This is a genomic window from Dyella sp. KRB-257 (genome assembly GCF_049445995.1).
GTDB lineage: Bacteria > Pseudomonadota > Gammaproteobacteria > Xanthomonadales > Rhodanobacteraceae > Dyella_A.
The window spans coordinates 133,353-157,452 of sequence record NZ_JBMSDZ010000006.1 but is presented as its reverse complement, the minus strand read 5'-3'; the positions used below and the strand labels follow the sequence as shown (position 1 = coordinate 157,452).

The window sequence follows — 24,100 nt, the reverse complement described above, 5'->3', positions numbered from 1 at the left end:
GAGTCGAGGGCAGGCCCTGTGCGCGAATGCTCTACGCTTCGTTGCCGCATGTGTCGTCCACAGGGTGGACTCCTGCGATAACGCTCGTGGGCGCCGCATGTGGCCGGCGCTGGTGGGCCTGTTTCCTGCTCAGTGTGCTGCCGCGAAGAACGCCTCGAACGCCGCCACCGTGCGCGCCACACCCCCATCGTCCACATCCAGGTGCGTCACCAGCCGCAGCGTGGGCGTGTAGCCGATGCCGATGCGGATCTCGCGCGCACGCAGATGGACGTCCAGATCGCGCAGCCGCTCCACCGGCACGTCGACGTAGACCATGTTGGTGTGCTGGCCGAGCAGCGTCACGTTGGGGATTGCCGCCAGCCCGTCGGCCAGCCGCGCGGCGCGGGCGTGATCGTCGGCGAGGCGATCGACGTGATGATCCAGCGCATACGTGCAGGCCGCAGCGAGCAGGCCGGCCTGGCGCCAGCCGCCGCCGGCGACCTTGCGCCAGCGCCGCGCCCTGTCGATCAGTGCGGCCGAGCCCACCAGCACCGAACCCACCGGCGCACCGAGCCCCTTGGACAGGCACACCGACACGCTGTCGAAATGCTGGGCGATCTCGCGCGCCGGCACGCCGCAAGCGACCGCCGCGTTGAACAGCCGCGCGCCGTCCAGATGCAGCGCCAGCTTCCGCTCGTGGGTGAACGCACGGGCGGCAGCAAGGTAGTCCAGCGGCAGCGCGCGGCCCCACCAGGTGTTCTCCAGCGCGAGGATCCTCGTGCGCGGGAAGTGCGGATCGATCGGCTTGATCGCGGCGGCCACCTTGTCCAGCGGCAGCGTGCCGTCGGCGTCCTGCGGAATCGGCTGCGGCTGGATCGAGCCCAGTACCGCGGCGCCGCCGCCTTCCCAGCGATAGGTGTGCGCGTCGGCGCCCACGATGTACTCGTCGCCGCGCTCGCAGTGCGCCATCAGGCCGACCAGATTGGACTGGGTGCCGGTGGGCACGAACAGGCCCGCCTCGAAGCCCAGATCGTCGGCGAGCCGCTGCTGCAGCGCGTTGACCGTGGGGTCCTCGCCGTAGACGTCGTCGCCCACCGCCGCCTCGACCATCGCCGCGCGCATCGCCGCGGTCGGTCGGGTCACCGTGTCACTGCGCAGATCCACCCAGGCCACTGCCGCACTCCTCATGCAAAAAAGGAACGCGCAGCATGACCGCCACGCTGCGGCCGGACAAGCCAGCCGGCACGCTCAGCTGAGGTGGCGCGAATCGATCGCGTCGCGGTACGGCAGCTTCAGGTGGCCGTAGCGCACCACCACCACGGCCACCGCCAGCAGCAGGATCGCCACCGACGTGCCGAGCAGGTCCAGCGCCGGCAGCTGCTGGTCCACCAGCATGTGCCGCGCCAGCGCCACCATCGCGATGTACAGCGGCATGCGCACCGGCAGCTTGCCGGCGGTCCAGTACACCTCGACCATGGAGACCAGCTCCAGGTACATGAACAGCAGCAGCAGGTCGCTGACCCCGGCATGGCCGGCCACGATCATCTGCCGCACCTCGCTGAATCCGGCGAACAGCGTCGCCAGCAGGATGGCCAGCAGGCCGATCTTTTCGATGAGGGAGAACGAGCGACCGATAAGCGGCGTCTGCATGGCATGTCCTCGGCGTCGGGCGCGCGGCGGAACGCCGCACCCGGCCATCATGACCACGGCCGGCGACGCGCCGCAAGCCGCCCGCCTTGCGCCGGATCGACGCATGCGGGGTGCGCGGCGTCCACGGGCCGTCGACGCCGCGGCCAGCATGGTGACCTATTAGTCACAAGGATCGCCCATGGCCAATCGCCCGGCCCACAGCGCCGCGTCGTCGAACAAGGTGGTGATCGCCGCGCTGTTCGGCAATCTAGCCATCGCGGTGGCGAAGTTCATCGCGGCAGGCGTCTCCGGCAGCTCGGCGATGCTCAGCGAGGGCGTGCATTCGCTGGTCGACACGGTGAACGAGCTGCTGCTCCTGTACGGCCTGCACCGCGCCCGCCAGCCGGCCGATGACAGCCATCCGTTCGGCTACGGCCGCGAGCTGTACTTCTGGAGCTTCATCGTGGCGCTGCTGGTGCTGGCGATGGGCGCCGGCGTGTCGCTGTACGAGGGCATCGCGCACATCCGCCATCCGGTGCAGGTGGAACACCCGCTGCCCAGCCTGCTCGTGCTGGGCGTGTCGATGCTGTTCGAGGGTGGCTCGTGGTGGGTAGCGCTGCGCGAGTTCCGCCAGCGCAAGGGCCGGCGCGGCTACTTCGAGGCATTCCGGCAGAGCAAGGACCCGAGCGTATTCACCGTGCTGCTGGAAGACACCGCGGCGCTGGCCGGCCTGCTGATCGCGATCGCCGGACTGGCGCTGGCGCACTGGCTGCGGATGCCGGTGTTCGACGGCATCGCCTCGCTGGGCATCGCCGCGCTGCTGGCTTGCTCGGCACTGCTGCTGGCGCGCGAAACCAAGGGTCTGCTGATCGGCGAGCCGGCCCGGCCGGGCGTGGGTCAGTCGCTGATGCGCATCGCCGCTGCCGACGCGGGCGTGCGCTCGGCCAACGGCGTGATGACGGTACAGATGGGCCCCGAGCGCGTGGTCGCCGCGCTCAGTGCCGAGTTCGAGGACGCGCTCGACACGTCGCAGATCGAGGCGTGCATCGGCCGCATCGAATCGCGCGCCAAGGCCGAACACCCGGAACTGGCCGCGCTGTTCGTGAAGCCGCAGACGCCCGAGACATGGAGGCAGCGCCGCATCGCGCTCGGTCGTGACGACACCCTCGCTCACTGATTGCCTCGCTCAGCGATGGCGGCGGAAATAGAACCAGGCGGCGATCGCCAGCACGGTGGCCGGCAGCAGGTTGGCGAACAGCGGCGGCACGCCGTAGACGGTGCCGAAGTTGATCAGCGCCTGCTGCAGGAAGTACCAGGCAATGGCGATCAGGATGCCGATGAAGATGCGCTTGCCCAGCCCGCCCGAGCGCAGGCTGCCGAAGGCGAACGGCATCGCGCACAGCACCAGCACCAGCACGTTGAGCGGATACAGCGCGCGGGTCCAGAACGCCACCGCATAGATGCCCGGGCTCTGCCCGTTCGCCTCCAGGTAGTTCATGTTGCGGCGCAGGTCGCGCATCGGCAGGTACTGCGGCTGCACCAGCGACTGCTCCAGCACGCGCGGATTGAGCTGGGCGTCCCACGGCAGGCTGGCCGCCTTGTTGGTGTGCGTACCATGGTCGTCCAGCGTGGTGCTGCGCACCTGCGACAGCGTCCAGCGGCGGCCGTCGTGCTGCGCGCTCTGCGCCCAGTCGAAGCGGGTGAGCTGGCCGTCGTCGGTGAAGGTGAACACGCGCACGTCCGCCAGCTCCACCTGGTTGTGCCCGTTCACCTGCTTCAGCAGGCTGGCCTTGGCGTTGATGATGCGCCGGCCGTCGCGCGCCCACAGGCCGGTGGCGCCGGCCAGGCCGATCGCGCCGCCCCGCTGGCGCAGTTGCATCGCCTGGGCCTTCTGATCGCCCCACGGTGCGGCCGTCTCGCCGAGGATCACCACGCCGACGATCAACAGCGCCACCACGCCGGCCGCCGACGCGGCGATGCGCAGCTGCGACATGCCCGCGGCGCGCAGCGCGGTGAGCTCGCCGCTGCCGGCCAGGCCACCGAGCCCGAGCAGGCCGCCGATCACCGTGGCGTAGCCGAAGTTTTCGTACAGGCGGCGCGGGAAGGTCACCAGCACGTACAGCGCGGCGTCGGCGAGGGTGAAGCCGTTCCTGCCGACATGCTTGAGCTGGCGCAGGAACTGCAGCACCGCATCCAGCCCCGCGATCATGATCCACACGGTGAGCAGCGAGGCCAGCACCGTGGTGCCGATCAGCCAGTCCACGCGGCGCACGCGCAGGCGGATCACGCGTCCACCTGCGGCGTCGGCGACGCGTACACGCGGCGCGGCCGGTACTGGCTGCGGAACAGCCAGGCGCCGATCGCGAAAGCGATCGCGCTCACCGCCCACATCGGCGCGGAGCTGTGCCAGTGGCCCTTGCTGATCTGGCCGTTGCACAGCGCGAGCAGGTTGTAATAGAGGAAGAACGCCAGCACCGCCAGCAGCAGCCGGCCGTAGCGCGCCTCGCGCGGGTTCTGCCTCGCCAGCGGCAGCGACAGCATCATCAGCACCAGCGCCATCACCGGCGAACCGACGCGCCAGGCGAGTTCCGCCCGCGCTTCGCTGGAGTCGATGCGCGCCAGCGCGAAAGTGCCCAGGTCGTGGGTGGGATCGCTGTCGGCATCGCCGCCCTGCACGTTGCTGAGCGAGGCGTCGTTGCGCTCGTAGCGGATGCGCCGCCAGTTGTCCGCGCCCAGCGGCAGTTCGTACTGCCAGCCGTCCCTGAGGCCGAGGAAGCGGCCGTTGCCGTCGCTCTCCTGGTAGAGCTGGCCGCTGGCACCGGTGATCAGCCGCAGCCGGCTGACGCCATCGCTGCCCTTGCGCTCGGTGGCGATGAAGGTCTTGCCGAGCCGGCTGCCGTCGCGGCTGAGCGTGTCGACGAAGATCACGCCGTCCTTGCCGGGCAGTTCGGTGAAGCGGCCGGCATCGAGACCGGCCGCGATGACCGAGCGGTTCGCCGCGTCGATCAGCGCCGCCGACGAACGCGAGGCCCACGGCCCCAGCCACAGCGACACCAGCCCCACTGCCAGCGCGATCGCGACGGCAAGCATCGCCACCGGCCGCAGCAGCCCGCGCGGGCCCATGCCCGAGGAGGCCAGCACGTGCATCTCGCTCTCGCGGTACATGCGTCCCATCGCCCACAGCGTGCCGACGTAGCCGGACAGCGGCAGCAGGTTGGAGAGGCCGTCGAGCATGTTCAGCCCCAGCACCTGGAACATCACGCTGGCCGGATAGCTGCCGTTGGCCACCTGCTGCAGCACGTGGGCGAAGCTGCTGCCGGCGAGCACCGTCACCAGCACGATCGCGGTGGCCGCCATGGTCTGGCCCAGCTCGCGCAGGAAGTAACGGTCGAGGATGCTCAGCATGCGATAGAATCAGGGGCTTGCGCCGCGCCCGCGGGGGCGCTGGCAAACCCCAAGTCTAGCCTGTCCGGCCGCGCCGGCGCCTACCGCAGGACCCTTTCATGACGCTTCAGTTCAGTCTCGCCTCCGCCGCTCCCGAAACCGTCGACACGCCCTGCGTGGTGGTGGGCGTGTACGAAGGCGGCGTGCTCTCCAGCGCGGCGGCGCGCATCGACAGCACGGCCGACGGAGCGATCAAGCGCCAGGTGGAAAGCGGCGACATCACCGGCAAGGGCGGTAGTGTCCACATGCTGTTCGCCCCGACCGGCATCGGCGCCCGACGCGTGCTGGTGATGGGCCTGGGCCAGCAGAAGGGCTTTGATGCCGCCCGCTACCAGCGCGTCAACGCCGACGCGGCGCGCGCGCTGGGCAAGCTGCCGATCGACGGCGCGGTGTCCTGCCTGACCGAGATCGACGTGCCCGGCCGCGACGCCGCCTGGCGCGTGCGCACCGCCGTGCTGGCCGCCGACCACGCCAGCTACCGCTACACCGCCACCTTCAAGCCGCGCGACAAGAGCGCGCAGCCGGAGCTGGCCCGCGTGGCCTTCGCCGGCGGCGCCGACGCGCAGGTCGGCCTGGCGCAGGGCATCGCCATCGCCGAAGGCGTGCGCTTCGCCCGCGAGCTGGCCAACCTGCCGCCGAACATCTGCACCCCCGCCTACCTCGCCAGCCAGGCGCAGGCCTTTGCCGATGCCAGTGGCGAGGCGGTGAGCTGCCGCGTGCTCGACCACGACGAAATGCAGCAGCTCGGCTTCGGCTCGCTGCTCGCGGTGGGCCGCGGCTCGGTCAACAAGCCGCGCCTGATCGCGCTGGAATACAAGGGCGGCGCCGAGGGCGAGGCGCCATACGCGTTCGTCGGCAAGGGCGTCACCTTCGACTCCGGCGGCATCAGCCTCAAGCCCGGCGCGGGCATGGAGGAGATGAAGTTCGACATGGGCGGCGCGGCCGGCGTGCTGGGCGCGTTCGTCGCCGCGGTGAAGATGGGCGTGAAGACCAACCTGGTGTGCGTGGTGCCGACGGTGGAAAACATGCCCGACGGCGAGAGCTACCGCCCCAGCGACGTGCTCACCAGCCTGTCCGGCCTCACCATCGAGGTGCTCAACACCGACGCCGAGGGTCGCCTGATCCTGTGCGACGCGCTGACCTGGACCGCCCAGACCTACAAGCCGCACACCCTCATCGACGCGGCCACGCTCACCGGCGCCTGCGTGATCGCGCTGGGCAAGCACGCCACCGGCCTGATGAGCAAGCACGACGACCTCGCCGCCGAACTGCTGGCCGCGGGCGAAACGACGCTCGACCGCGCCTGGCGCCTGCCGCTGTGGGACGACTACCAGACCCAGCTCGAATCGGGCTTCGCCGACGTGGCCAACATCGGCGGCAAGAGCGCCGGCGCGATCACCGCCGGCTGCTTCCTGTCGCGCTTCACCGAAGGTCAGCGCTGGGCGCACCTGGACATCGCCGGCACCGCCTGGGACGAGGGCCGCAAGGGCCTGGCCACCGGCCGCCCGGTGCCGCTGCTGGCGCAGTGGCTGCTGGACCGCGCCGGCGCGTGATTCCCCACACCGTCATTCCAGCGAACGCTGGAATCCAGTGCCTTCCAGCTACGCCAAGGAGTGTGGCAGTCGTGCCTTTTAAAGGCATGCGACGCTGGATTCCAGCCTGCGCTGGAATGACGAGCAAAGGCTAAAGCGAAGACTTTTCCATGCCCCGCGCCGATTTCTACCTGATCGACAAGCCGCGCTTCCGCGAGCAGCCCTTGCTGCTGGTGTGCGAGCTGACGCGGCGCGCGTTCGCGGCGCAGCAGCCGACGCTGATCCTGGTGCGCGACTTCGAACAGGCCGAGGCGGTGGACGAGCTGTTGTGGGCGTTCGACGAGGACGCCTTCATCCCGCACCAGCTGGCCGGCGACGACGACGACGCCGACACCGCGGTGCTGATCGTGCCGCCGGGCATCGACACCGCCGACCGGCCGCTGGTGATCAACCTGCGCGAAGGCTGCGCACCGGGCCGGTTCGAGCGCGTGCTGGAAGTGGTGGCCGCCGACCCGGCCGAGCGCGAGGAGTCGCGCACGCGCTGGCGCGAGTACGTGCGGCTCGGTTTCGAGGTGAACAAGTTCGACATGTGAACCGGCGGCCGCAGCGCCGCGGCTCGGCATATCGGCGCCCGAGAAGGATCCGGCCGCGCAGGGCGGCGGCCCGGTCGGTCGCACCCGTTCATGCCTGCACGCTTTCGTCCGCGCTCAACCCGCCTCGTCGGCGGTGTCCTCCTCGCGCGGCGCCTGCACCAGCACCGCTTCGATGGCATCGGCCAGCTGCGCGCCGGAGACCGGCTTGCGCACGAAGCCGTCCATGCCCGCGGCGCGCGCCCACGCCTCCTCGTCGCCGCCGGAACGGGCGGTGATCGCCACGATCGGCAGGCGCTCGCCCACGCCCTCGCGCTGGCGGATCATCCGCGCCAGCTGGAAGCCGTCCACGCCGGGCAGGTCCAGGTCGAGCAGCATCACGTCGAAGCGTGCGTTGCTCAGCTCGGCCAGGGCGCCGAGGCCGTGCGCGACGTGGGTGACGCGATGCCCCTGCGCGTCGAGCAGGCCGCGCAGCACCGCCGCCACGATGGCGTCGTCCTCCACCAGCAGCACGCGGCATGACGGCATCCGGCCGCGCTCGGACAGCGGTGCCGGCGACGCAGCGGGTTCCTCGGCCGCCTCGGGCAGCGGCAGCCGCACGCGAAAGGTGCTGCCGTGGGCGAGCCGCGACTCCAGCTCGATCGAGCCGCCCATCAGGGTCACCAGCTCGCGGCAGATCGCCAGCCCCAGCCCGCTGCCGGCGCGGCGCTGCGGGCCGTCCTCCTGCTCGAAGCGCTGGAACAGCCGCGACTGGCTGGCCTCGGGAATGCCCGGACCGGTGTCGGCGACGCTGAACACCACGCCGTCGGCGCTGCGCCGCGCGCCCAGCGTCACCTGCCCGCGCTCGGTGAACTTCACCGCGTTGGTCGCCAGGTTGAGCAGAATCTGCTCGATGCGCAGCGCGTCGCCGAGCAGCGACGTCGGCAGGTCGGGCGCCAGCTCCAGCGAGAAGGCGATGCCCTTGCTGCGCGCCTGTCCGGCGACCAGCCGGGTCACGTCGTCCAGCAATTGGCGCGGATCGAACGGCGCCGGCTCCAGCACGAAGCGGCCGGCCTCGATGCGGGCCAGGTCGAGCGCGTCGTTGAGCAGCTTCAGCAGCATCGCGCCGGAGCGCTGCATGGCCTGCGCGTAGTCGCTCTGGTCCGGCCGCAGCGGCGTGGCGAGCAGCAGCTCGGCCATGCCCATCACGCCGGTCATCGGCGTGCGGATCTCGTGGCTGAGCGTGGCCAGGAACTGCGTCTTGGCCGCGTTGGCCTGCTCGGCCAGATGGCGCTGCTGCTCGGCCAGTTGGATGCGATGGCGCTGCGCCACGCGGCGGCGCCATGCCAGCGCCAGCGTGGCGGCCAGCGCGGCCGCCGCCGCGGCATAGGCCAGCCATGCCCACCAGCGCGTCCACGGCGGCGCGTCGACGTGGATCGCCAGCGGCGCCGCCAGCGTGCCCCACGCGCCACCGGGCGCCGCGGCCATCACGTGCAGCGTGTAGTCGCCCGCGCCCAGCCCGGCGAACTCGCGCTCGCCGTGCGGGCCCACGTCCACCCAGTCGGTGTCGAAGCCATCGAGCCGGAAGCGGAAGCGGTTGCCATCCGGATTGACGAACGAAGCCGCCCGCGCCACCACGCGCAGATCGCGGTCGCGCCAGCCCAGCGACAGCGCGCGGCCGTCCACCGGCAGTGCATGGGCCACGCCGCGCCGGCGCACGCCGATCGCGCTCAGGAACACCGTCGGCGCCACCGCCTGGCGCGAGCGTGCGGCCAGTCGCTCGGGGCTGAAGCCGACCACGCCGCCCTTGGTGGCGCCGTAGATCATGCCGTTGGCGAGCATCGCGGTGCGGTCGTTGTTGAACTCGCCCTGCAGCAGGCCGTCCTGCGGCCCGAACCGGGTGAACGCGCCGGAGGCCGGGTCGAAGCGCCACAACCCCTGCGCGGCGAACAGCCACAGCCGGTCCTCGCGATCGGTGCGCATGCCCAGGATGTCGCGGCTCTGCCAGCCAGCCGGCACCGCCACCGCGCGATCGCTCGCCGCGCGGCCGTCGGCGTAGCGGTAATGCTCCAGCCCGTTCTCCCACGCCACCCAGAAGCCGCTGCGGTCGAAGGCGATCGCCATGACGAAACGCTGCGGCACGCCCGCGACGAACACCATGCGGTGGCTCGCGCGATCCAGTCGCATCAGGCCCGCCGCGCTGGCGTACCAGGGCTCGCCGTCGTGCGTGGCGAGTACCGAGACGTTGCGCGCGGCCGCCACGTCCGGCATCGGCAGCGGCTGCACCTGGCGGGTCTGCGTGTCGATCGCGAAGATGCCCTCGCCCCACGCCGCCACGTAGACGTGCCCGTCGTCCGAGTAGACCAGCCGGGTGGGCCGGGTGAGCCCCGCCGGCGCGGTGTCCAGCGGCTGCACGCGACCGCCGTCCACCACGTACAGCGCGCCCTGCCCGGCCGCCCACAGCCGGTGCTGCGGGTCTTCGGCCATCGAGATCACCGACTCGGGCATGTGCGCCACCACGTGCTCGACCGCGCCGGTGGCCGGATCGAGCTTGTCGATGCCGCCCACCTCACCCACCCACAGCCGGCCGTCGCGGCTGGGCACCACCACTTCGGCCGCGGTGGTGGCCAGGCTGGTGGGATCGTCCGGCACGTGGGTCATGCGGCTGAAGCCGTCCCAGCCCGGGCCGAGGTAGGCAGCGCCGCCGTCGGCCACGGCAAACCACAGGCCGCCTTCGCGGTCGCGCGTGATCTGCCAGATCCCGTCCGCCGGCAGGCCGCCGGGCAGCAGCGAGTGGCCGGTGAACATGCGCCCGTTCTCGCTGCCGTCGTCCAGCCAGGCGCCTTCCTGCGTGCCCACCCACAGCCGCCCGCGCGCATCGCGCCGGCTGCTCATCGAGCGCAGCCCGTCAAGCCGGGCGGACACCGGTCGCGCCACGCCGTCGGCACCGATGCGCAGCACGCCGCTGCTGGTGGACACGCGCACCTCGTCGCCACCGCCCTCGATGCGCCAGATCCTGCTGAGGTCGCCCTTGAACGACGGATCGACCGGCACCCGCCGCAGCGCGCCGTCGGGGCGGCGCAGGTAGATGCCGCGCTCGCTGCCGATCCACAGCCGGCCGTCGTCCTCGGCCAGCAGCGCGCGCGTGGGGCCAAAGCCGCGCGGCGACAGCTGCGGCGGCAGCGTGGTGTCGATCGCGTGCTCGAAGCCGCTATCGTCGGCACGCATGCGATCGAGGCCGCCCTGCGTGGCCACCCACAGCTGACCGTCGGGCGTCTGCGCGATCGACCACACCTCGTCCTGCGCGAGGCTGGCCGGGTCCGCCTCGTCGTGCTGCCAATGGGTGAAGCCGCCGCTGGCCGGCTCGTAGCGGCTCAGTCCGCCGGACACGCCGCCGGCCCAGAGCCGCCCGCGGCGGTCGACGTAGAGCGTGTAGACCTGGTTGTTCGGCAGCGAGTGCGGATCGTCCACGTCGTGGCGAAACACGGTGAAGCCCACGCCGTCGTAGCGGCCGATGCCGCCGGTGGTTCCGAACCACATCGCGCCCTGCCGGTCCTGCACCACCGCATAGACCATCGCGCCGGGCAGGCCGTCGGCCAGGCCGTAGCGGCGGAACTGCGGCGTGGCCAGCGGCTGGGCCGCCTGGGCCGGTGACGCGGCAGGTGCGGCAGGTGCGGCGTTGCCGCTCGCCGAGGGCGTGGCGAACGCCAGCATCAGTCCCAGCACCCACGACACCATGAGCCATCCCCCTGCGGACACGCGCGGCCTGATCCGACCGAACCCGGCGGCCGTTGGCGCCGTCAAACGCGGCGCGAGCGCACGATCATGCCAAAAAACGTCGGCGGCCGATCTATCAGAGATTCCGATCAGAGATTCCTGGCGTCGGCGGGTCAGAGGCTGAGAAAAATTCGCCCGCCGTAGCGAGAGCGCCGCCAAGCGTTCATGACAAGGTGCGCTGGGCGCCGGCACGGGCGATTGGCGGCGGTCGCAGTAGGCGGGCGATTTTTTCTCACCCTCTCAGCCCCGACACCCACGACCAGGGCTGGGACGCCTGCTCGGGCTACCACCGGGGCGACGGCTCGATCATGGGCTTTTCGCACACGCACCTCAGCGGCACCGGCGCCAGCGACATGCTCGACGTGCTGGTGATGCCGGCGCCGGGACCGGTGCGGCTCGATCCCGGCGCGCGCGGCCGGCCCGAGGTGAACTACCGCTCGCGGTTCGACGGCATGCCGCCCAAGGGCGTGCAGCAACCGCCAGTCGACGCGACGATCACGCCAGGGCCGGGCTACCGCTCGCGCTACGACCGCGCCAGCGAGCGGGCGCAGCCGGGCTGCTACCGGGTGCGCCTGACCGACCACGACATCCTCGCCGAACTCACCGCCACCGCCCGCACCGGCCTGCACCGCTACACCTTCCACGGTGCGGGCGCGGGCCACCTGCTGATCGATCTCGCGCACGGCTTCCACGACGGCGACGCGCCGGCGAAGGTCTCCGACGCGCTGCTGCGGGTGATCGGCGACGACACCCTGGTCGGCAGCCGCCACGTGCAGCAGTGGGCGAACGGCCGGCAGATCCATTTCGCGATGAAACTGTCGCGCCCGTTCGTGCGCGCCACGCTGTACCGCGAGGACGCTGCACTCGGCGATGCCCGCGAGGCGCGCGGCGCCCACCTGAAGGCCGCGCTGCACGTCGACGACATCGCCAGCGCGCCGCTGCTGGTGAAGGTGGGCCTATCGGGCGTGGACATCGACGGCGCGCTGCATCCGCTGCTCACCCTGACCCAGCCCGAGCGCGTGTCCGACCTGGTCAACGGCCTGATCCGCATGGCGGCGGAAAGCCCGGACGGTCCGCCGGTATGGCCGCTGCAGGGCGTGGAGACCGGCTGCATGATCGGCTACCACTCCGCTGCGGTGGTGGCCGAGGCGATCGCCAAGGGCTTCCCCGGCATCGACGCGGCCAGGGCCTGGCCGCTGTTCCGCCGGCGCGCGATGGACGACGACTACCGCGGCCTGCCGTACTACCGCAAGCTCGGCTACATCCCCAGCGACAAGGACTGGGAGGCGGTGAGCAAGACGCTGGAATACGCCTACGACGACTGGGCCGTGGCGCACCTCGCCGACGCCGCCGGCGCGCATCACAAGACCCAGGCCCGCGTGCGCATGCTGCTGCAGACGATGTACGCCGACCGGCCCGACGGTCTGGCCGGCAACGAGGACTGCGGCCAGATGGGTGCCTGGTACGTGCTCGGCGCGCTGGGCCTGTACGCGGTGGACCCGGTGAGCGCGAACTACGTGTTCGGCAGCCCGCTGCTGGAGCGCGCCGAGCTCGCCCTCGGCGGCGGCCGCACGCTGGTGATCGAGACCACCGGCAACGGCGAGGACACGCCGTACATCCAGTCGGTCCGCTGGAACGGCCGGCCGTGGCGCAAGAGCTGGATCCGCCATGCCGAACTGGCCAAGGGCGGCACACTCTCGTTCGCCATGGGCCGCACACCGAACCCCGCATTCGGCCGCGACGCGGCGGACCGGCCGCCGTCGATGCGGGTGTGAAAACAAGAAGGCGGGCCTCGGCCCGCCTTCTTCATGGCGTCGCGGGCGTGGATCAGTCGGTGCCGGCGAACGCGTGATCGAGCCAGTCGTGCATCAGCCGGTAGCTGCGCGCGGCGGCGCGGGCGTCGTACATGCAGCCGGGGCTGTGCTGGTCGGTCTCGGTGAAGCAGTGCACGGCGTGGCCGAGCACCACGAACTGCCAGTCGGCCGGGCTGGCGCGCATCTCGTCCATGAAGGCGGGCGCGTCGGGCATGGTGCCCTTGTCGTCGGCGCCGTTCATCACCAGCACGCGCGCCTTGATCTGTTTGGCCAGTGCTGGATCGTCGGTGGTGAGGCCGCCGTGGAAGGAGACCACCGCGGAAATATCCGCGCCGCTGCGTGCCAGATCCAGCACGGCGGTGCCGCCGAAGCAGAAGCCGATGGCGGCAAGGTGCGAGAGATCGATCGGTGCGTCCTTGGCCTGTGCCTTGAGCTGGGCCAGCGCGGTGTTCATGCGCTGGCGCAGCAGCGGGCGATTGCCGTACAGCGGCTTGGTGGCGGCCCGGGCCTGGGCGCTGCTGGCCGGACGCACGCCCTCGCCGTACAGGTCGGTGAGCAGAATCACGTACCGCTGGCCGGCGATCATCTCGGCCTTCTTCACCGCCGTGGCGTTCACGCCGTACCAGTTCGGCACCATCACCAGGCCGGGGCGCTTGGTCGACACGGCATTGTCGTAGACCAGCACGCTGCGGAAGGTGGTGCCGTCCTGCGTCCAGCTGACGGTCTTGTGCACCATCGCCGCGTGGGCGGCGAATGAAGCGAGACAGAGCAGCAGCGAGGTCGGGCGTAGCAGGCGCATGGCGGGAACTCCGGTGTGCTTGGGAGAGAGACTCAGCGGCCGGCGGCGTGTCCGCCGACGAGCTGCTTGAGCGGAGCGAGGCGGTTCAGCAGGCGCACGCCGAGCCCGCGCATGGCGACCAGCGGCGGCGCCTGCCAGGCGTAGATGCGCGCCAGCGTGTCGAACCCCAGCGCGTCCAGCGTATCGGCGCTGCGGCGGCGGCGCGCATAGCGGCGCAGCACGTGCGGCGCGGCGATGTCGCGCCCCGCAGCGCGGGTGTCGACCAGCGTATCGCGCAGCTCGATCACGTCGCGCAACCCCAGGTTCACGCCCTGGCCGGCGAGCGGATGCACCGCATGCGCCGCATCGCCCAGCAGCACGAAGCGCTCGGCGTCGTAGCGTTCGGCCAGTTTCAGCTGCAGCGCAAACGCGGCGCGTGCGCTGGTGGCGGTGACCCGCCCGAGGCGGAAGTCGCTGGCCACGCCCACCGCGTCGCAGAACGCCGCGTCGTCCAGCGCCAGCACGCGCGCGGCTTCCTCCTCGGGCAGCGACCACACGATCGAGCAGCGCCCGTCGGCCAGCGGCAGCAAGGCCAGCGGGCCGGTCGGCAGGAAGCGCTGCCAGGCCGTATTTGCGTGTGGCCGCTCGGTACGCACGTGGGCGACCACGCCGCGCTGATGGTAGTCGCGCCCGCGCGTGCCGATGCCGGCCATCGCGCGCAACGGCGAAGCGGCGCCGTCGGCGGCGACCAGCAATCGCGCCGCCATCGACTGGCCGTCCGCCAACTCGATCTGCATCCGGTCCTCGCGCGCCTCGAAGCCGGCCACCTCGGCCGGGCAGTGGCGCTGCACGCCGGCCGCGTCGAGCGCCTGCCACAGCGTCGACTGCACCAGCGAATTCTCGACGATGCAGCCCAGCTCGGACTGGCCGCTGCTGGCGGCGGCGAAATCGATCGCGGCGCCGCTGCCCGCGTCCCACACGTGCATGTGCGCGTAGGGTCCGACGCGCGCCTGGCGAATGGACGTCCAGACGCCCAGCTCATCCAGCAGGCCGATCGACGAGGGCGCGAGGCCCACTACGCGCAGGTCGACGTCGTCTTCCACGCGCCACGGCGCCGGCTCGCGCGCCTCGATCAGCGCGGTGGCGAAGCCGGCGCGGGCCAGCGCCAGCGCCGCCGCGGCGCCGACCATGCCGCCACCGACGATGGCGACATCCAGCTCGGGACCGCGGCGGCGGCCGGCGATGTCGCGCGTACCGACAGGACGGTTCATGGCAGGGTCTCCAGCACGGCGCGCGGCGGCTCGCCGCGGAAGCCCATGCCGCGCCGGGCCAGCATCTGCTGCAGTGGCGGCACGCGGTCGTAGGCCAGCAACGCCAGCGAGCGGAACGGCGCCAGCAGCGGCTGCGGCAGGCAGGCCAGCTGCACCAGGCCGTGGCTCATCGTCATGGTGCCCTCGCGGTCGGGCGCTCTGCGCGCGGCATAGGCGTCCAGCAGCTCGGCGGCGCCGGGATCGGCCGCGCCGGCCACCAGCTCGGCCAGCGTGAGCGCGTCGCGCAGGCCGAGGTTGAAACCCTGCGCGCCGATCGGGTGCACGGTCTGCGCCGCATTGCCCACCAGCACCGCGCGCGGCCCCGCCAGGCGCGTCGCCGCCACCCGGCGGATCGGATACGGCTGGCGTCGACCCGGCCGCGCGAGCCGGCCGAGCTTCCAGCCGAAGCGCTGATGCGCCAGCGCGGCGTAGGCCGCGTCGTCGAGCGCAGCCACGGCCTCGGCATCGTGCGTCGGCACCGTCAGCACCAGACCGCAGCGATGCTCGGACAGCGGCAGCAGGGCGATCGGGCCATCGTCGCTGAAACGCTCGAACGCGCGCCCGGCCGGATCGCGCTCGGGGGTGATGGTGCAGACGAACAGGCTCTGGCCGTAGTCGTGCCGCTCGACGGCGATGCCCAGCCGTTCGCGCACGAACGATTCGGTGCCGTCGGCACCCACCACCAGCGCGGCCTGCAGCGTGCGTTCGCCATCGGCCGTACGCACGGTGGCGCGCCAGCCGCCGTCGATCGGCTCCAGCGCGGACAGCGTGGCGGGCGCCAGGCGGGTGAGCAAACGGCAGTCGTCCAGACGGCGCGCCAGCGCCGCGCCCAGTTCACGCGCGGGCAGCGTCCAGCCCAGCGCGTCGACGCCGTGGCGCGCGGCGTCCAGTCGGGCGCTGCCGAATTCGCCGGCACGGTTGACGTGGATATGCGTGATGGCGGTGGCGCGCGGCGCGGCGTGCGGCCACACCCCGATCGCCTTCAGTCCGTTCACGCTGGCACGGGCCAGCGCGAGGTTGCGCTCATCGTAGCTGGCCACGGCATTCGCTTGCGGCGGCGCCGCGTCAACCAGGGTGGCGGGCACGCCGGCCGCGTCCAGCGCAATCGCCAGGCTGGCGCCGACCAGGCCGCCGCCGACGATGAGCACGCCGCCCGCGGCGGCAGGGTGAGATGCGTTCATTCGCAGCATGATACGCGCCGCCAGCCGTGGCGCCGCAGCGGCCGGGCGCGGCAGCCGGCCGGGTCGCCAAGCGCCGGGCGGCCGACTAGACTAGCGGACCGTTTTCCGCCGCTTTCGATGGAGCACCCCATGGCCACAACGCAGTCCCGGCGCCTCGGCATTTTCAGCATTCTCGCCCTGGTGATGGCCGCCACCCGCCTGCATCACTTCGACGCTATCCCGGATGCGTCCTGGGGCGTGTTCTTCCTGGCCGGCTTCTGGCTGCGCGGCTCCGTCCGCTGGGCTTTTCCGCTGCTGATGGCCGAGGCGGTGCTGGTCGATTTCTTCGCCATCACCAGCCAGGGGCTGAGCTTCTGGAGCCACTACTGCGTGTCGCCGGGCTACTGGTTCCTGCTGCCGTCGTACTTCGCGCTGTGGCTGGGCGGCAGCTGGCTGGCGCGCCACCAGGCCGGGCTGCGTGCGGCCACGCTCGGCATGGCCGCGATCGCACTGCTGGTGAGCGAGGCGGCCTGCTACCTGCTGTCCAACGGCAGCTTCTACTGGCTGTCGCCGACCACCGCGGCCGCGCGCAGCCTCGACGGCTGGTTCGCCAACCTGGGCGACTGGTACCTGCCGTTCCTCGGCACCACCGCGCTGTACGTGGGCATCGGCGCCGTGCTGCACGTGCTGCTGACCCTGCTCGCCCGCACCGCCGACGGCTCGCGGACCAGGCTGGCGCGCTGAGGCCACGATGGGCAACCGCCTCTCGAAGATCTACACGCGCACCGGCGACGACGGCTCCACCGGGCTGGGCGACGGTTCGCGCGTGCCGAAGGATTCGCCGCGCGTGGCCGCCTACGGCACCGTCGACGAGCTCAACAGCACGATCGGCATGGTGCTCGCCTGCGACGGCCTGCCGGACGAGGTGCGCGAGGCGCTGACCCAGGTGCAGCACGAACTGTTCGACCTGGGCGGCGAGCTGTGCATCCCCGGCATGGTGATGATCGAGGAAAGCGACATCGCCCGGCTGGAGCAGGTGCTGGACCGCTTCAACGATCCGCTGCCGGCGCTGAAGGATTTCATTCTGCCCGGCGGCGGCATGGCCGCGGCCAGCTGCCATCTTGCCCGCACCGTCTGCCGCCGCGCCGAGCGCGAGGTGGTGGCGCTGGGGCGCGAGGAAAAAGTGCGGCCGCAGGCGCCGCGCTACCTCAACCGCCTGTCCGATCTGCTGTTCGTGCTGTGCCGCGTGCTGGCCCGGGCCAGCGGACACGGCGAGGCGCTGTGGCAGCACGAACGCCGCCGCAAGCCGGCGCCCGCGGCCGACTGATCGTCCCCGTGCTGCGTCTTTACACGCACGAGAGCTGCCTGCGGCACGACCCGGGCCCCGGTCATGCCGAGTCGCCGCTGCGCCTGAAGGCCGTACTGCAGGCGCTCGATGCAGACCGCTTCGCCGCGGTCGACCGGGTGGAAGCTCCACGTGCGACGCGCGAGCAGTTGCTGCGCGTGCACGACGCCGCGCACGTCGACCGCGTGCTGGGCAGCGCACCGGTCGCGGGCCGCGTGCAGCTCGACCCGGATACCTGGATGTCGCCCGGCTCCGATGAGGCCGGCCTGCGTGCCGCCGGCGCCGCCTGCGCGGCGGTGGACGCCGTGCTGACCGGGCAGGCGGCGCGCGCGTTCTGCGCCGTGCGCCCGCCGGGCCACCACGCCACGCCGAGCGAGGCGATGGGCTTCTGCCTGTTCAACTCGATCGCGGCGGCCGCCGCCCACGCCATCGCCGCGCACGGCCTGAAGCGCATCGTCATCGCCGATTTCGACGTGCACCACGGCAACGGCACGCAGGACATCTTCGCCAGCGACCCGCGCGTGCTGTTCGTCTCCAGCCACCAGTCGCCGCTGTATCCGGAAACCGGCTTCGCACACGAGCGCGGGGTGGGCAACATCATCAATGCACCGTTGCCGGCCGGCGCCGGCTCGATGGAATTTCGCGAGACCTGGCACAACGAGCTGCTGCCGCGGATGCATGCGTTCAGGCCGCAGCTGGTGCTGGTGTCGGCCGGCTTCGACGCGCACCGCGACGACCCGCTGGCCGACCTTCGCCTGGGCAGCGAAGACTACGCGTGGATCACCCACCAGCTGGTCGACCTGGCGCGCACCCACGCCGGCGGTCGACTGGTGTCCAGCCTGGAAGGCGGCTACGACCTGTGCGCGCTGGCGGCAAGCGCCGCGGCGCACGTCGAGGCCCTGCTCGCGTGAGCACGGCGTCGGCGGCTGAACCTGCACCGCGCCACGGGTGCCCATGCGCGGGGTGCCATGCGTCTGGGTGCCCATGCGTCTGCCGGGTGAAGGGCGTTTCTGCTAGCTTAACGAGCCCTTTCCGCCGACAGACTGCCATCGTGACGATGACGCCGCGCCCGTTGCCCCCGCGCCGCCTGCTGGCGGTTGCCGCTGCCCTCGCCCTGTTCGGCGCACCGCTGGGAGTGGATGCTGCCACGGCGTCGGCCGATGCCGCGCCCGCCGATGCCGCCACGACCTGCCCGCTCGGCTCGTTCCACTGCCCGTCGCGCCCGATCAGCTACGCCATGTGCCGGCCGAACGCGCTGCTGGGTTTCTACGATCCCGGCCTGCCTAGCGACAGCGCACTGCGCGACAGCGCCGACACCGACGTCAACGCCGAGAGCGTGGACAGCTCCAACCAGACCCTCTACAAGCTCGCGGGCGACGTGCGGATGCAGCGCGCCGACCAGCTGCTGCGCGCCGACCGGGTCGACTACAACGACCAGACCACCGACTACGACGCCCGCGGCAACGTGCGCTACCAGGATGCCGGCCAGTTGTTCTCCGCCGACCGCCTGCAGGGCAACAACCAGGCCAAGCGCGGCGTGGCGTACCACGTCAGCTACCAGCTGCTGGCATCGCGCGGCAACGGCGTGGCGCAAAAGGCCACCCTGCTCGATGCCCAGCACAGCCGCTACGAGGACGTCACCTACTCGACCTGCGACGTGGGCCATCGGCTGTGGGAGGTGCGCGCGCACAAGCTCACGCTGAACCGGGACACCGGCGTGGGCGTGGCGAAGGGCGCGACAATGCGCTTCGCCAACGTGCCGTTCCTGTACCTGCCGTACCTGAGCTTCCCCATCGACGACCGCCGCAAGAGCGGCTTCCTCGCGCCCACCTTCGGCAATTCCAGCCACTCGGGCTTCATGGCCAGCGTGCCGTACTACCTCAACCTGGCGCCGAACTACGACGCCACGCTGGAGCCGCGCCTGTACTCCAGTCGCGGCGTCATGCTGGGCGGCCAATTCCGCTACCTGCTGCCGGGCACCAGGGGGCAGTTCGACTTCGAGTACATCAACAAGGACCACGGCGACAACCTCGCCAAGTCGGGGCTGACCACGCAGGGCCGGCAGCGCTACCTGTACAAGTTCTCCGACAGCACGGCGCTGTGGCCGGGCTGGAACTTCAGCACCAGCGTGAACCGTGTCTCGGACAAGAACTACCTGCGCGACTTCAGCAACGACCTGTACACCACCGCCGTCAATTCGATCGGCTCCAACGCCTACGTGCTCGGCGCGGGCAACTGGTGGAGCGCGTCGCTGGGCGTGGACAGCTACCAGAACACCGACCCGTTCCTCACCGATCGCAGCCTGCAGTACAGGCGCTGGCCGCGCGCCACCTTCAATCTCGACGTGCCGCTGGCCAACTGGCTGGAGTTCGGCATGGACAACGAGGCCGTCGCCTTTCGCAAGAACGGCTTCATCGAAGGCAAGCGCGCCGATCTCTACCCCTACCTGGCGGCCGACTGGCAGGGCGCCGCGTGGTTCGTGCGGCCCAGGCTGGCGTACCGCTACACCGCGTACCAGCTCGACGACTACTACGCGCTCTACGGCTACGGCGGCCGACTCGTGGCCAACCAGGTATCGCCGTTCACCGAGCGCAGCCCGAGCCGTGCGCTGCCGATCGCCAGCCTCGACACGGGCCTGATCTTCGACCGCAGTGCCTCGCTGTTCGGCAACAGCTATACGCAGACGCTGGAGCCGCGCCTGTATTACCTGTACGTGCCGTACCGCAACCAGAACAATCTGCCGCTGTTCGACACGCGCCTGCTCAGCTTCGACTACTGGCAGCTGTTCTCGCCGAACCAGTACTCCGGCGCCGATCGCCAGATGAACGCAAACAACCTCACCGGCGCACTCACCACGCGGCTGCTGGACGAGAACGGCGTGGAGCGCTTCTCGGCCAGCTTCGGCCAGATCCGCTACTTCAGTCCGCAGCGCGTGCCGTTGCCCGGGCGTCCGGTGACCGACTGGACCGGCTCGGACTACGTGGCCCAGGCCAGCATCCAGCTCAACGACCAGTGGCGCGCCAGCTCCTCGTACCAGTGGAGTCCGAATACGCGCAAGACCGATCTGGGCACGCTGGAGCTGCAGCGGCGCATCCGCAGCGACGGCATCCTCAACTTCTCCTACCGCTTCCGCCGCGTGCCGGGCAGCACCAATACGCTGCTGGAACAATACGACGCCTCCACGGTCTATCCCGTCTCCGAACGCTGGCGCCTGCTGGCGCGCTGGACGTATTCGGTGAAGGACCGTCGCACGGTCGAGGCACTGGCCGGGCTGCAGTACGAAAGCTGCTGCGTGATCGTCAGCCTGGTCGGGCGCCACTACGTGAACCAGTACGACCTCACATCCACCCGGGCGCCGACCAACAACGCGATCATGTTCGAGCTGCAGTTCAAGGGACTGGGTGCGTTCAATGGCCAGGCCGAGGACTTTTTGCGGCGTGGTATTCTGGGATATCAATAATTTGTCCATCGCCTGACAGCGATCCAAGGCTCCGTTCTGATGAAGCAAACTCTCGCGCTGTTCCTGCTCGCGATCGCCGCCGCGACCGTCGTTCCCGCCCATGCCCAACTGCTGCCGCAGGCTTCGCAGCCCGCGCAGGCCGCCGCTGGCGACCAGCCGCTGGACCGCATCGTGGCCGTCGTCGACGACGGCGTGATCCTGCAGAGCGAACTCGACGACGCCGTGCGCGCCGTGCAGCAGCAGTACGCCAACAGCCCCACCCAACTGCCGCCGCTCAACGTGCTGCGGCGCCAGGTGCTCGATCGCCTCATCCTGATGCGCCTGCAGGTCAACAAGGCCGCCGATCAGGGCATCCGCGTCTCAGACGCAGAGGTCGACCAGGCAGTCGCCGGCGTCGCCCAGCAGAACCGGATGACCGTCGACCAGCTGCGCGCCGCCGTGCAGCAGAGCGGTGCCAGCTTCGCCGCCTTCCGTCGTCAGTTGTCCGAACAACTGCTCGTGCAGCGCCTGCACGACAGCGTGGTGCGCGATTCGGTGCAGATCACCGACAGCGAGATCAACAACCTGCTCAGCAGTCCCAGCTACAAGGCCGGCGAAGTGCACCTGGCACACATCCAGGTCGGCATTCCCGCCGGCGCCTCCCCGGCCGACATCCAGGCGGCTCAGGCGAAGGCGGCCGCGGCGATCAAGGCGATCCAGGGCGGCATGGACTTCAACGCCGCGGCGATCCGCTATTCCGACGCGCAGGATGCGCTCGACGGCGGCGACCTCGGCTGGCGCCGCATGGATGAGGTGCCGCCGGCCTTCACCGACACAATCGCCAGCATGAAGCCCGGCGACATCACCCCCGCGCTGCGCGGCCCGACCGGCTTCACCATCCTCAAGCTGGTCGGCCAGCGCCAGCCCCAGCGCCAGATGGTCACCGAATATCACGCGCGCCAGATCCTGATCAGCCCGAGCGAACTGATCACGCCCGAGCAGGCGCAGCAGAAGGCGCAGGAGCTTTACGACCGCATCGTCAACAAGCACGAGGACTTCGCCAAGCTGGCGAAGGAAAACTCCAAGGACGACACCACCGCCAACGCCGGTGGCGACATGGGCTGGTTCGCGCAACAGGCATGGGGTGCCACGATCGCCCAGCAACTGGCCGCGCTGAAGCCGGAGCAGGTATCCAGGCCGTTCCAGACCGAAGCCGGCTGGCACATCCTGCAGTTGCTCGGCACCCGTCAGGTGGACCGCACCGATGAGATCGCCCGCAATCAGGCCCGCCAGGCGATCGGCAACCGCAAGGCCGAGCAGGCCTACGACGACTTCCTGCGCCAGCTCAAGGCCAGCGCCTACATCAAGGTGATGGTGCCGGAGCTGCGCAATCCCGATCAGCCCGGCCACGGCAACGCCTGAGGCCCCATGGACACGCGCCCGCGCCTGCGGCTCGCGCTGACCGCCGGCGAGCCGGCGGGCATCGGCCCCGAGCTGCTGGTGCGGCTGGCCGCGATGCCGTTCGCGGCCGAGCTGGTGGCGATCGCCGACCGCGGCCTGCTCGAACGCGCCGCCGCCCGCTGCGGGCTGGACATCCAGCTGATTGACGCCGACGCCCCGGCCCCCGTGCTCGCCACCGCGGTGCAGCTGCGCGTGCATCACGTGCCCATGCTGGCGCCGGAGCAGCCCGGCGCTCCGGACCCGGCCAACGCCCGCTACGTGCTGGCCACGCTCGCCGAGGCGGCCGACGGCTGCCTGGCCGGACGCTACGATGCGATGGTCACCGCGCCGCTGCAGAAGTCGTCGATCAACGATGCCGGCATTGCCTTCAGCGGCCACACCGAATTTCTTGCCGAACGCGCCGGCGTCGACGTGGTGATGATGCTGGCCAGTCCGGAACTGCGCGTGGCGCTGGCGACCACGCATCTACCGCTGTCCGCCGTGCCGGCCGCGATCGACGCTGCGCTGCTGCGCCGGGTGCTGCGCACGGTGCATGCGGAGCTGCGGCACAAGTTCGGCATCGAGGCGCCGCGCATCGCCGTGCTCGGCCTGAACCCGCATGCCGGCGAAGGCGGCCACCTGGGGCGCGAGGAGATCGACACGATCATTCCCGCACTGGACGCGCTGCGCGAGGAGGGCATGGAACTGCTCGGCCCGCTGCCGGCCGACACTGCGTTCGTTCCGGCGATGCGCGCACGTTACGACGCGGTGCTGGCGATGTATCACGACCAGGCGCTGCCCGTGCTCAAGAGCGAGGCGTTCGATCGCACCGTCAACCTCACCCTCGGCCTGCCCTTCATCCGCACCTCGGTCGATCATGGCACCGCGCTGGACCTGGCCGGAACTGGCCGCGCCGACCCGTCTAGCCTGATCGCCGCCGTGCGCATGGCATTGGAACTCCTGGCGCGCCGCGCCACCCATCCATCCTCTGCCCGGCGGGGAGAGGACCGGGGCGAGGAGCCAACCTCGCCCGGAGCCACCCCATGAACGCCCGCCCCAAGAAAAGCTTCGGTCAACACTTCCTGCACGAGAAGCGCTACATCGACCGCATCGTCGGCGCCATCGCGCCGCTCGATGGCGACAGCGTGGTGGAGATCGGCCCGGGCGAAGGTGCGCTCACCCTGCCTTTGCTGGCCGTCGCCGGGCGCCTCACGGCGATCGAACTCGATACCGACCTGATTCCCGCACTGCGCGCGCGCGCGGCCGCAGTGGGTGCGCTCACGATCATCCAGGCCGACGTGCTCACGGTGGATTTCACCGCGCTGGCGCAGCAGCTCGGCGCCAGCCGCCTGCGCATCGCCGGCAACCTGCCGTACTACATCTCCAGCCCGATCCTGTTCCACTGTGTGGAGCACGCCGCGGCGATCCAGGACATGCACTTCATGCTGCAGAAGGAAGTGGTCGACCGCATGGCGGCCGAGCCTGGCAGCAAGATCTACGGTCGGCTGTCGGTGATGCTGCAACTGGCCTGCCGCGTGGTGCCGCTGTTTGACGTGCCGCCCGGCGCGTTCCGCCCACCGCCGAAGGTGGTTTCCTCCGTGGTGCGGCTGGTGCCGCTGACCGCCGAGGAGCGACACGACGCGGACCCGACGCGCGTGCACGCCGTCGTGAAGGCGGCCTTCGCGCAGCGACGCAAGACGCTGGCGAACGGACTGAAACAGGTGATGGATGCCGAGGCCATCCGGCTGGCCGGCGTCGATCCGGGTGCGCGCGCCGAGACGCTGGCGCCGGCCGATTTCGTGCGGCTTGCCAAGACCGTCGAGACCGCTCGCACGGCAAGCTGAAGCACGCCCTGATCCGCATGACCGGATCACGTCGGCAGGC

Annotated in this window: 19 protein-coding genes; 11 read left to right on the top strand and 8 right to left on the bottom strand. The window is 70.9% G+C overall.

The annotated features are described in order from the left end of the window. Window positions 1-129: 129 nt before the first annotated feature. Both ltaE and ACO2Q2_RS06845 read right to left on the bottom strand, forming a co-directional pair. Window positions 130-1,152, bottom strand: coding sequence for a low-specificity L-threonine aldolase (gene ltaE / locus ACO2Q2_RS06850; RefSeq protein ID WP_423255010.1), 1,023 nt, complete (start codon window positions 1,150-1,152; stop codon window positions 130-132). A gap of 75 nt (window positions 1,153-1,227) precedes the next feature. Then, the gene (locus tag ACO2Q2_RS06845) at window positions 1,228-1,629 is read right to left on the bottom strand and encodes a phosphate-starvation-inducible PsiE family protein (protein WP_423255009.1); all 402 of its coding nucleotides are present in this window, start codon (window positions 1,627-1,629) and stop codon (window positions 1,228-1,230) included. A 178-nt stretch (window positions 1,630-1,807) separates the two neighbouring features. On the opposite strand from ACO2Q2_RS06845, the gene ACO2Q2_RS06840 reads away from it, so the two are divergent. Then, window positions 1,808-2,785: a cation diffusion facilitator family transporter gene (locus ACO2Q2_RS06840; RefSeq protein WP_423255008.1), complete on the top strand. Its 978-nt coding sequence runs from the start codon at window positions 1,808-1,810 to the stop codon at window positions 2,783-2,785. 9 nt (window positions 2,786-2,794) lie between these two features. Here ACO2Q2_RS06840 and lptG read toward each other — a convergent pair whose 3' ends face one another. Together lptG and lptF are read right to left on the bottom strand one after the other, a co-directional pair. Then, window positions 2,795-3,895, bottom strand: a complete 1,101-nt coding sequence (lptG, locus tag ACO2Q2_RS06835) for an LPS export ABC transporter permease LptG (RefSeq protein WP_423255007.1) — start codon at window positions 3,893-3,895, stop codon at window positions 2,795-2,797. Continuing rightward, window positions 3,892-5,013: an LPS export ABC transporter permease LptF gene (lptF, locus tag ACO2Q2_RS06830; RefSeq protein ID WP_423255006.1), complete on the bottom strand. Its 1,122-nt coding sequence runs from the start codon at window positions 5,011-5,013 to the stop codon at window positions 3,892-3,894. Before lptF ends, lptG begins: the two co-directional genes overlap by 4 nt. Window positions 5,014-5,111: 98 nt before the next feature. Here lptF and ACO2Q2_RS06825 point away from each other — a divergent pair, with 98 nt between their 5' ends. Both ACO2Q2_RS06825 and ACO2Q2_RS06820 read left to right on the top strand, forming a co-directional pair. Next, complete coding sequence (locus ACO2Q2_RS06825) at window positions 5,112-6,605, top strand: leucyl aminopeptidase (RefSeq protein WP_423255005.1); 1,494 nt, start codon at window positions 5,112-5,114, stop codon at window positions 6,603-6,605. 149 nt (window positions 6,606-6,754) lie between these two features. Further along, the gene (locus ACO2Q2_RS06820) at window positions 6,755-7,177 is read left to right on the top strand and encodes a DNA polymerase III subunit chi (RefSeq protein ID WP_423255004.1); all 423 of its coding nucleotides are present in this window, start codon (window positions 6,755-6,757) and stop codon (window positions 7,175-7,177) included. Window positions 7,178-7,291: 114 nt separating this feature from the next. Here the strand turns inward: ACO2Q2_RS06820 and ACO2Q2_RS06815 are convergent, their stop codons facing one another. Continuing rightward, entirely contained in the window at window positions 7,292-10,891 is a 3,600-nt protein-coding gene (locus tag ACO2Q2_RS06815; RefSeq protein ID WP_423255003.1) for a two-component regulator propeller domain-containing protein, read from the bottom strand. Window positions 10,892-11,103: 212 nt separating this feature from the next. Between ACO2Q2_RS06815 and ACO2Q2_RS06810 the strand changes: the two genes are divergently transcribed. Continuing rightward, on the top strand, window positions 11,104-12,705 hold the full coding sequence (locus ACO2Q2_RS06810) for a glycoside hydrolase domain-containing protein (RefSeq protein ID WP_423255002.1): 1,602 nt from the start codon (window positions 11,104-11,106) through the stop codon (window positions 12,703-12,705). Window positions 12,706-12,757: 52 nt separating this feature from the next. On the opposite strand, the gene ACO2Q2_RS06805 is transcribed toward ACO2Q2_RS06810, so the two are convergent. Genes ACO2Q2_RS06805 through ubiH form a run of 3 tightly spaced genes read right to left on the bottom strand, consistent with a single transcriptional unit; the run spans window position 12,758 to window position 16,013 of the window. After that, on the bottom strand, window positions 12,758-13,543 hold the full coding sequence (locus ACO2Q2_RS06805) for a dienelactone hydrolase family protein (protein WP_423255001.1): 786 nt from the start codon (window positions 13,541-13,543) through the stop codon (window positions 12,758-12,760). A 32-nt stretch (window positions 13,544-13,575) separates the two neighbouring features. Further along, window positions 13,576-14,793 carry a UbiH/UbiF/VisC/COQ6 family ubiquinone biosynthesis hydroxylase gene (locus tag ACO2Q2_RS06800; protein WP_423255000.1) on the bottom strand — a complete coding sequence of 406 codons (1,218 nt, stop codon included), beginning with the start codon at window positions 14,791-14,793 and terminating at the stop codon, window positions 13,576-13,578. Next, the gene (gene ubiH, locus ACO2Q2_RS06795) at window positions 14,790-16,013 is read right to left on the bottom strand and encodes a 2-octaprenyl-6-methoxyphenyl hydroxylase (RefSeq protein ID WP_423255083.1); all 1,224 of its coding nucleotides are present in this window, start codon (window positions 16,011-16,013) and stop codon (window positions 14,790-14,792) included. The genes ACO2Q2_RS06800 and ubiH overlap by 4 nt, the downstream gene beginning before the upstream one ends. Before the next feature lie 129 nt (window positions 16,014-16,142). Here ubiH and ACO2Q2_RS06790 point away from each other — a divergent pair, with 129 nt between their 5' ends. The 7 genes from ACO2Q2_RS06790 to rsmA all read left to right on the top strand — a co-directional run bounded on the left by ACO2Q2_RS06790 (window position 16,143) and on the right by rsmA (window position 24,060). Then, window positions 16,143-16,736, top strand: a complete 594-nt coding sequence (locus tag ACO2Q2_RS06790) for a hypothetical protein (RefSeq protein ID WP_423254999.1) — start codon at window positions 16,143-16,145, stop codon at window positions 16,734-16,736. Window positions 16,737-16,743: 7 nt separating this feature from the next. Then, window positions 16,744-17,319 (top strand): cob(I)yrinic acid a,c-diamide adenosyltransferase, encoded by a 576-nt coding sequence (locus tag ACO2Q2_RS06785; RefSeq protein ID WP_423254998.1) that lies wholly within the window; start codon window positions 16,744-16,746, stop codon window positions 17,317-17,319. An 8-nt stretch (window positions 17,320-17,327) separates the two neighbouring features. Further along, entirely contained in the window at window positions 17,328-18,248 is a 921-nt protein-coding gene (locus tag ACO2Q2_RS06780; RefSeq protein WP_423254997.1) for a histone deacetylase family protein, read from the top strand. A gap of 146 nt (window positions 18,249-18,394) precedes the next feature. Beyond that, window positions 18,395-20,797, top strand: coding sequence for an LPS-assembly protein LptD (locus ACO2Q2_RS06775; protein WP_423255082.1), 2,403 nt, complete (start codon window positions 18,395-18,397; stop codon window positions 20,795-20,797). A gap of 39 nt (window positions 20,798-20,836) precedes the next feature. Further along, entirely contained in the window at window positions 20,837-22,198 is a 1,362-nt protein-coding gene (locus tag ACO2Q2_RS06770; RefSeq protein ID WP_423254996.1) for a peptidylprolyl isomerase, read from the top strand. A 6-nt stretch (window positions 22,199-22,204) separates the two neighbouring features. Beyond that, the gene (pdxA, locus tag ACO2Q2_RS06765) at window positions 22,205-23,263 is read left to right on the top strand and encodes a 4-hydroxythreonine-4-phosphate dehydrogenase PdxA (protein ID WP_423254995.1); all 1,059 of its coding nucleotides are present in this window, start codon (window positions 22,205-22,207) and stop codon (window positions 23,261-23,263) included. Further along, on the top strand, window positions 23,260-24,060 hold the full coding sequence (gene rsmA, locus ACO2Q2_RS06760) for a 16S rRNA (adenine(1518)-N(6)/adenine(1519)-N(6))-dimethyltransferase RsmA (protein ID WP_423254994.1): 801 nt from the start codon (window positions 23,260-23,262) through the stop codon (window positions 24,058-24,060). The genes pdxA and rsmA overlap by 4 nt, the downstream gene beginning before the upstream one ends. The last annotated feature ends 40 nt before the right edge of the window (window positions 24,061-24,100 follow it).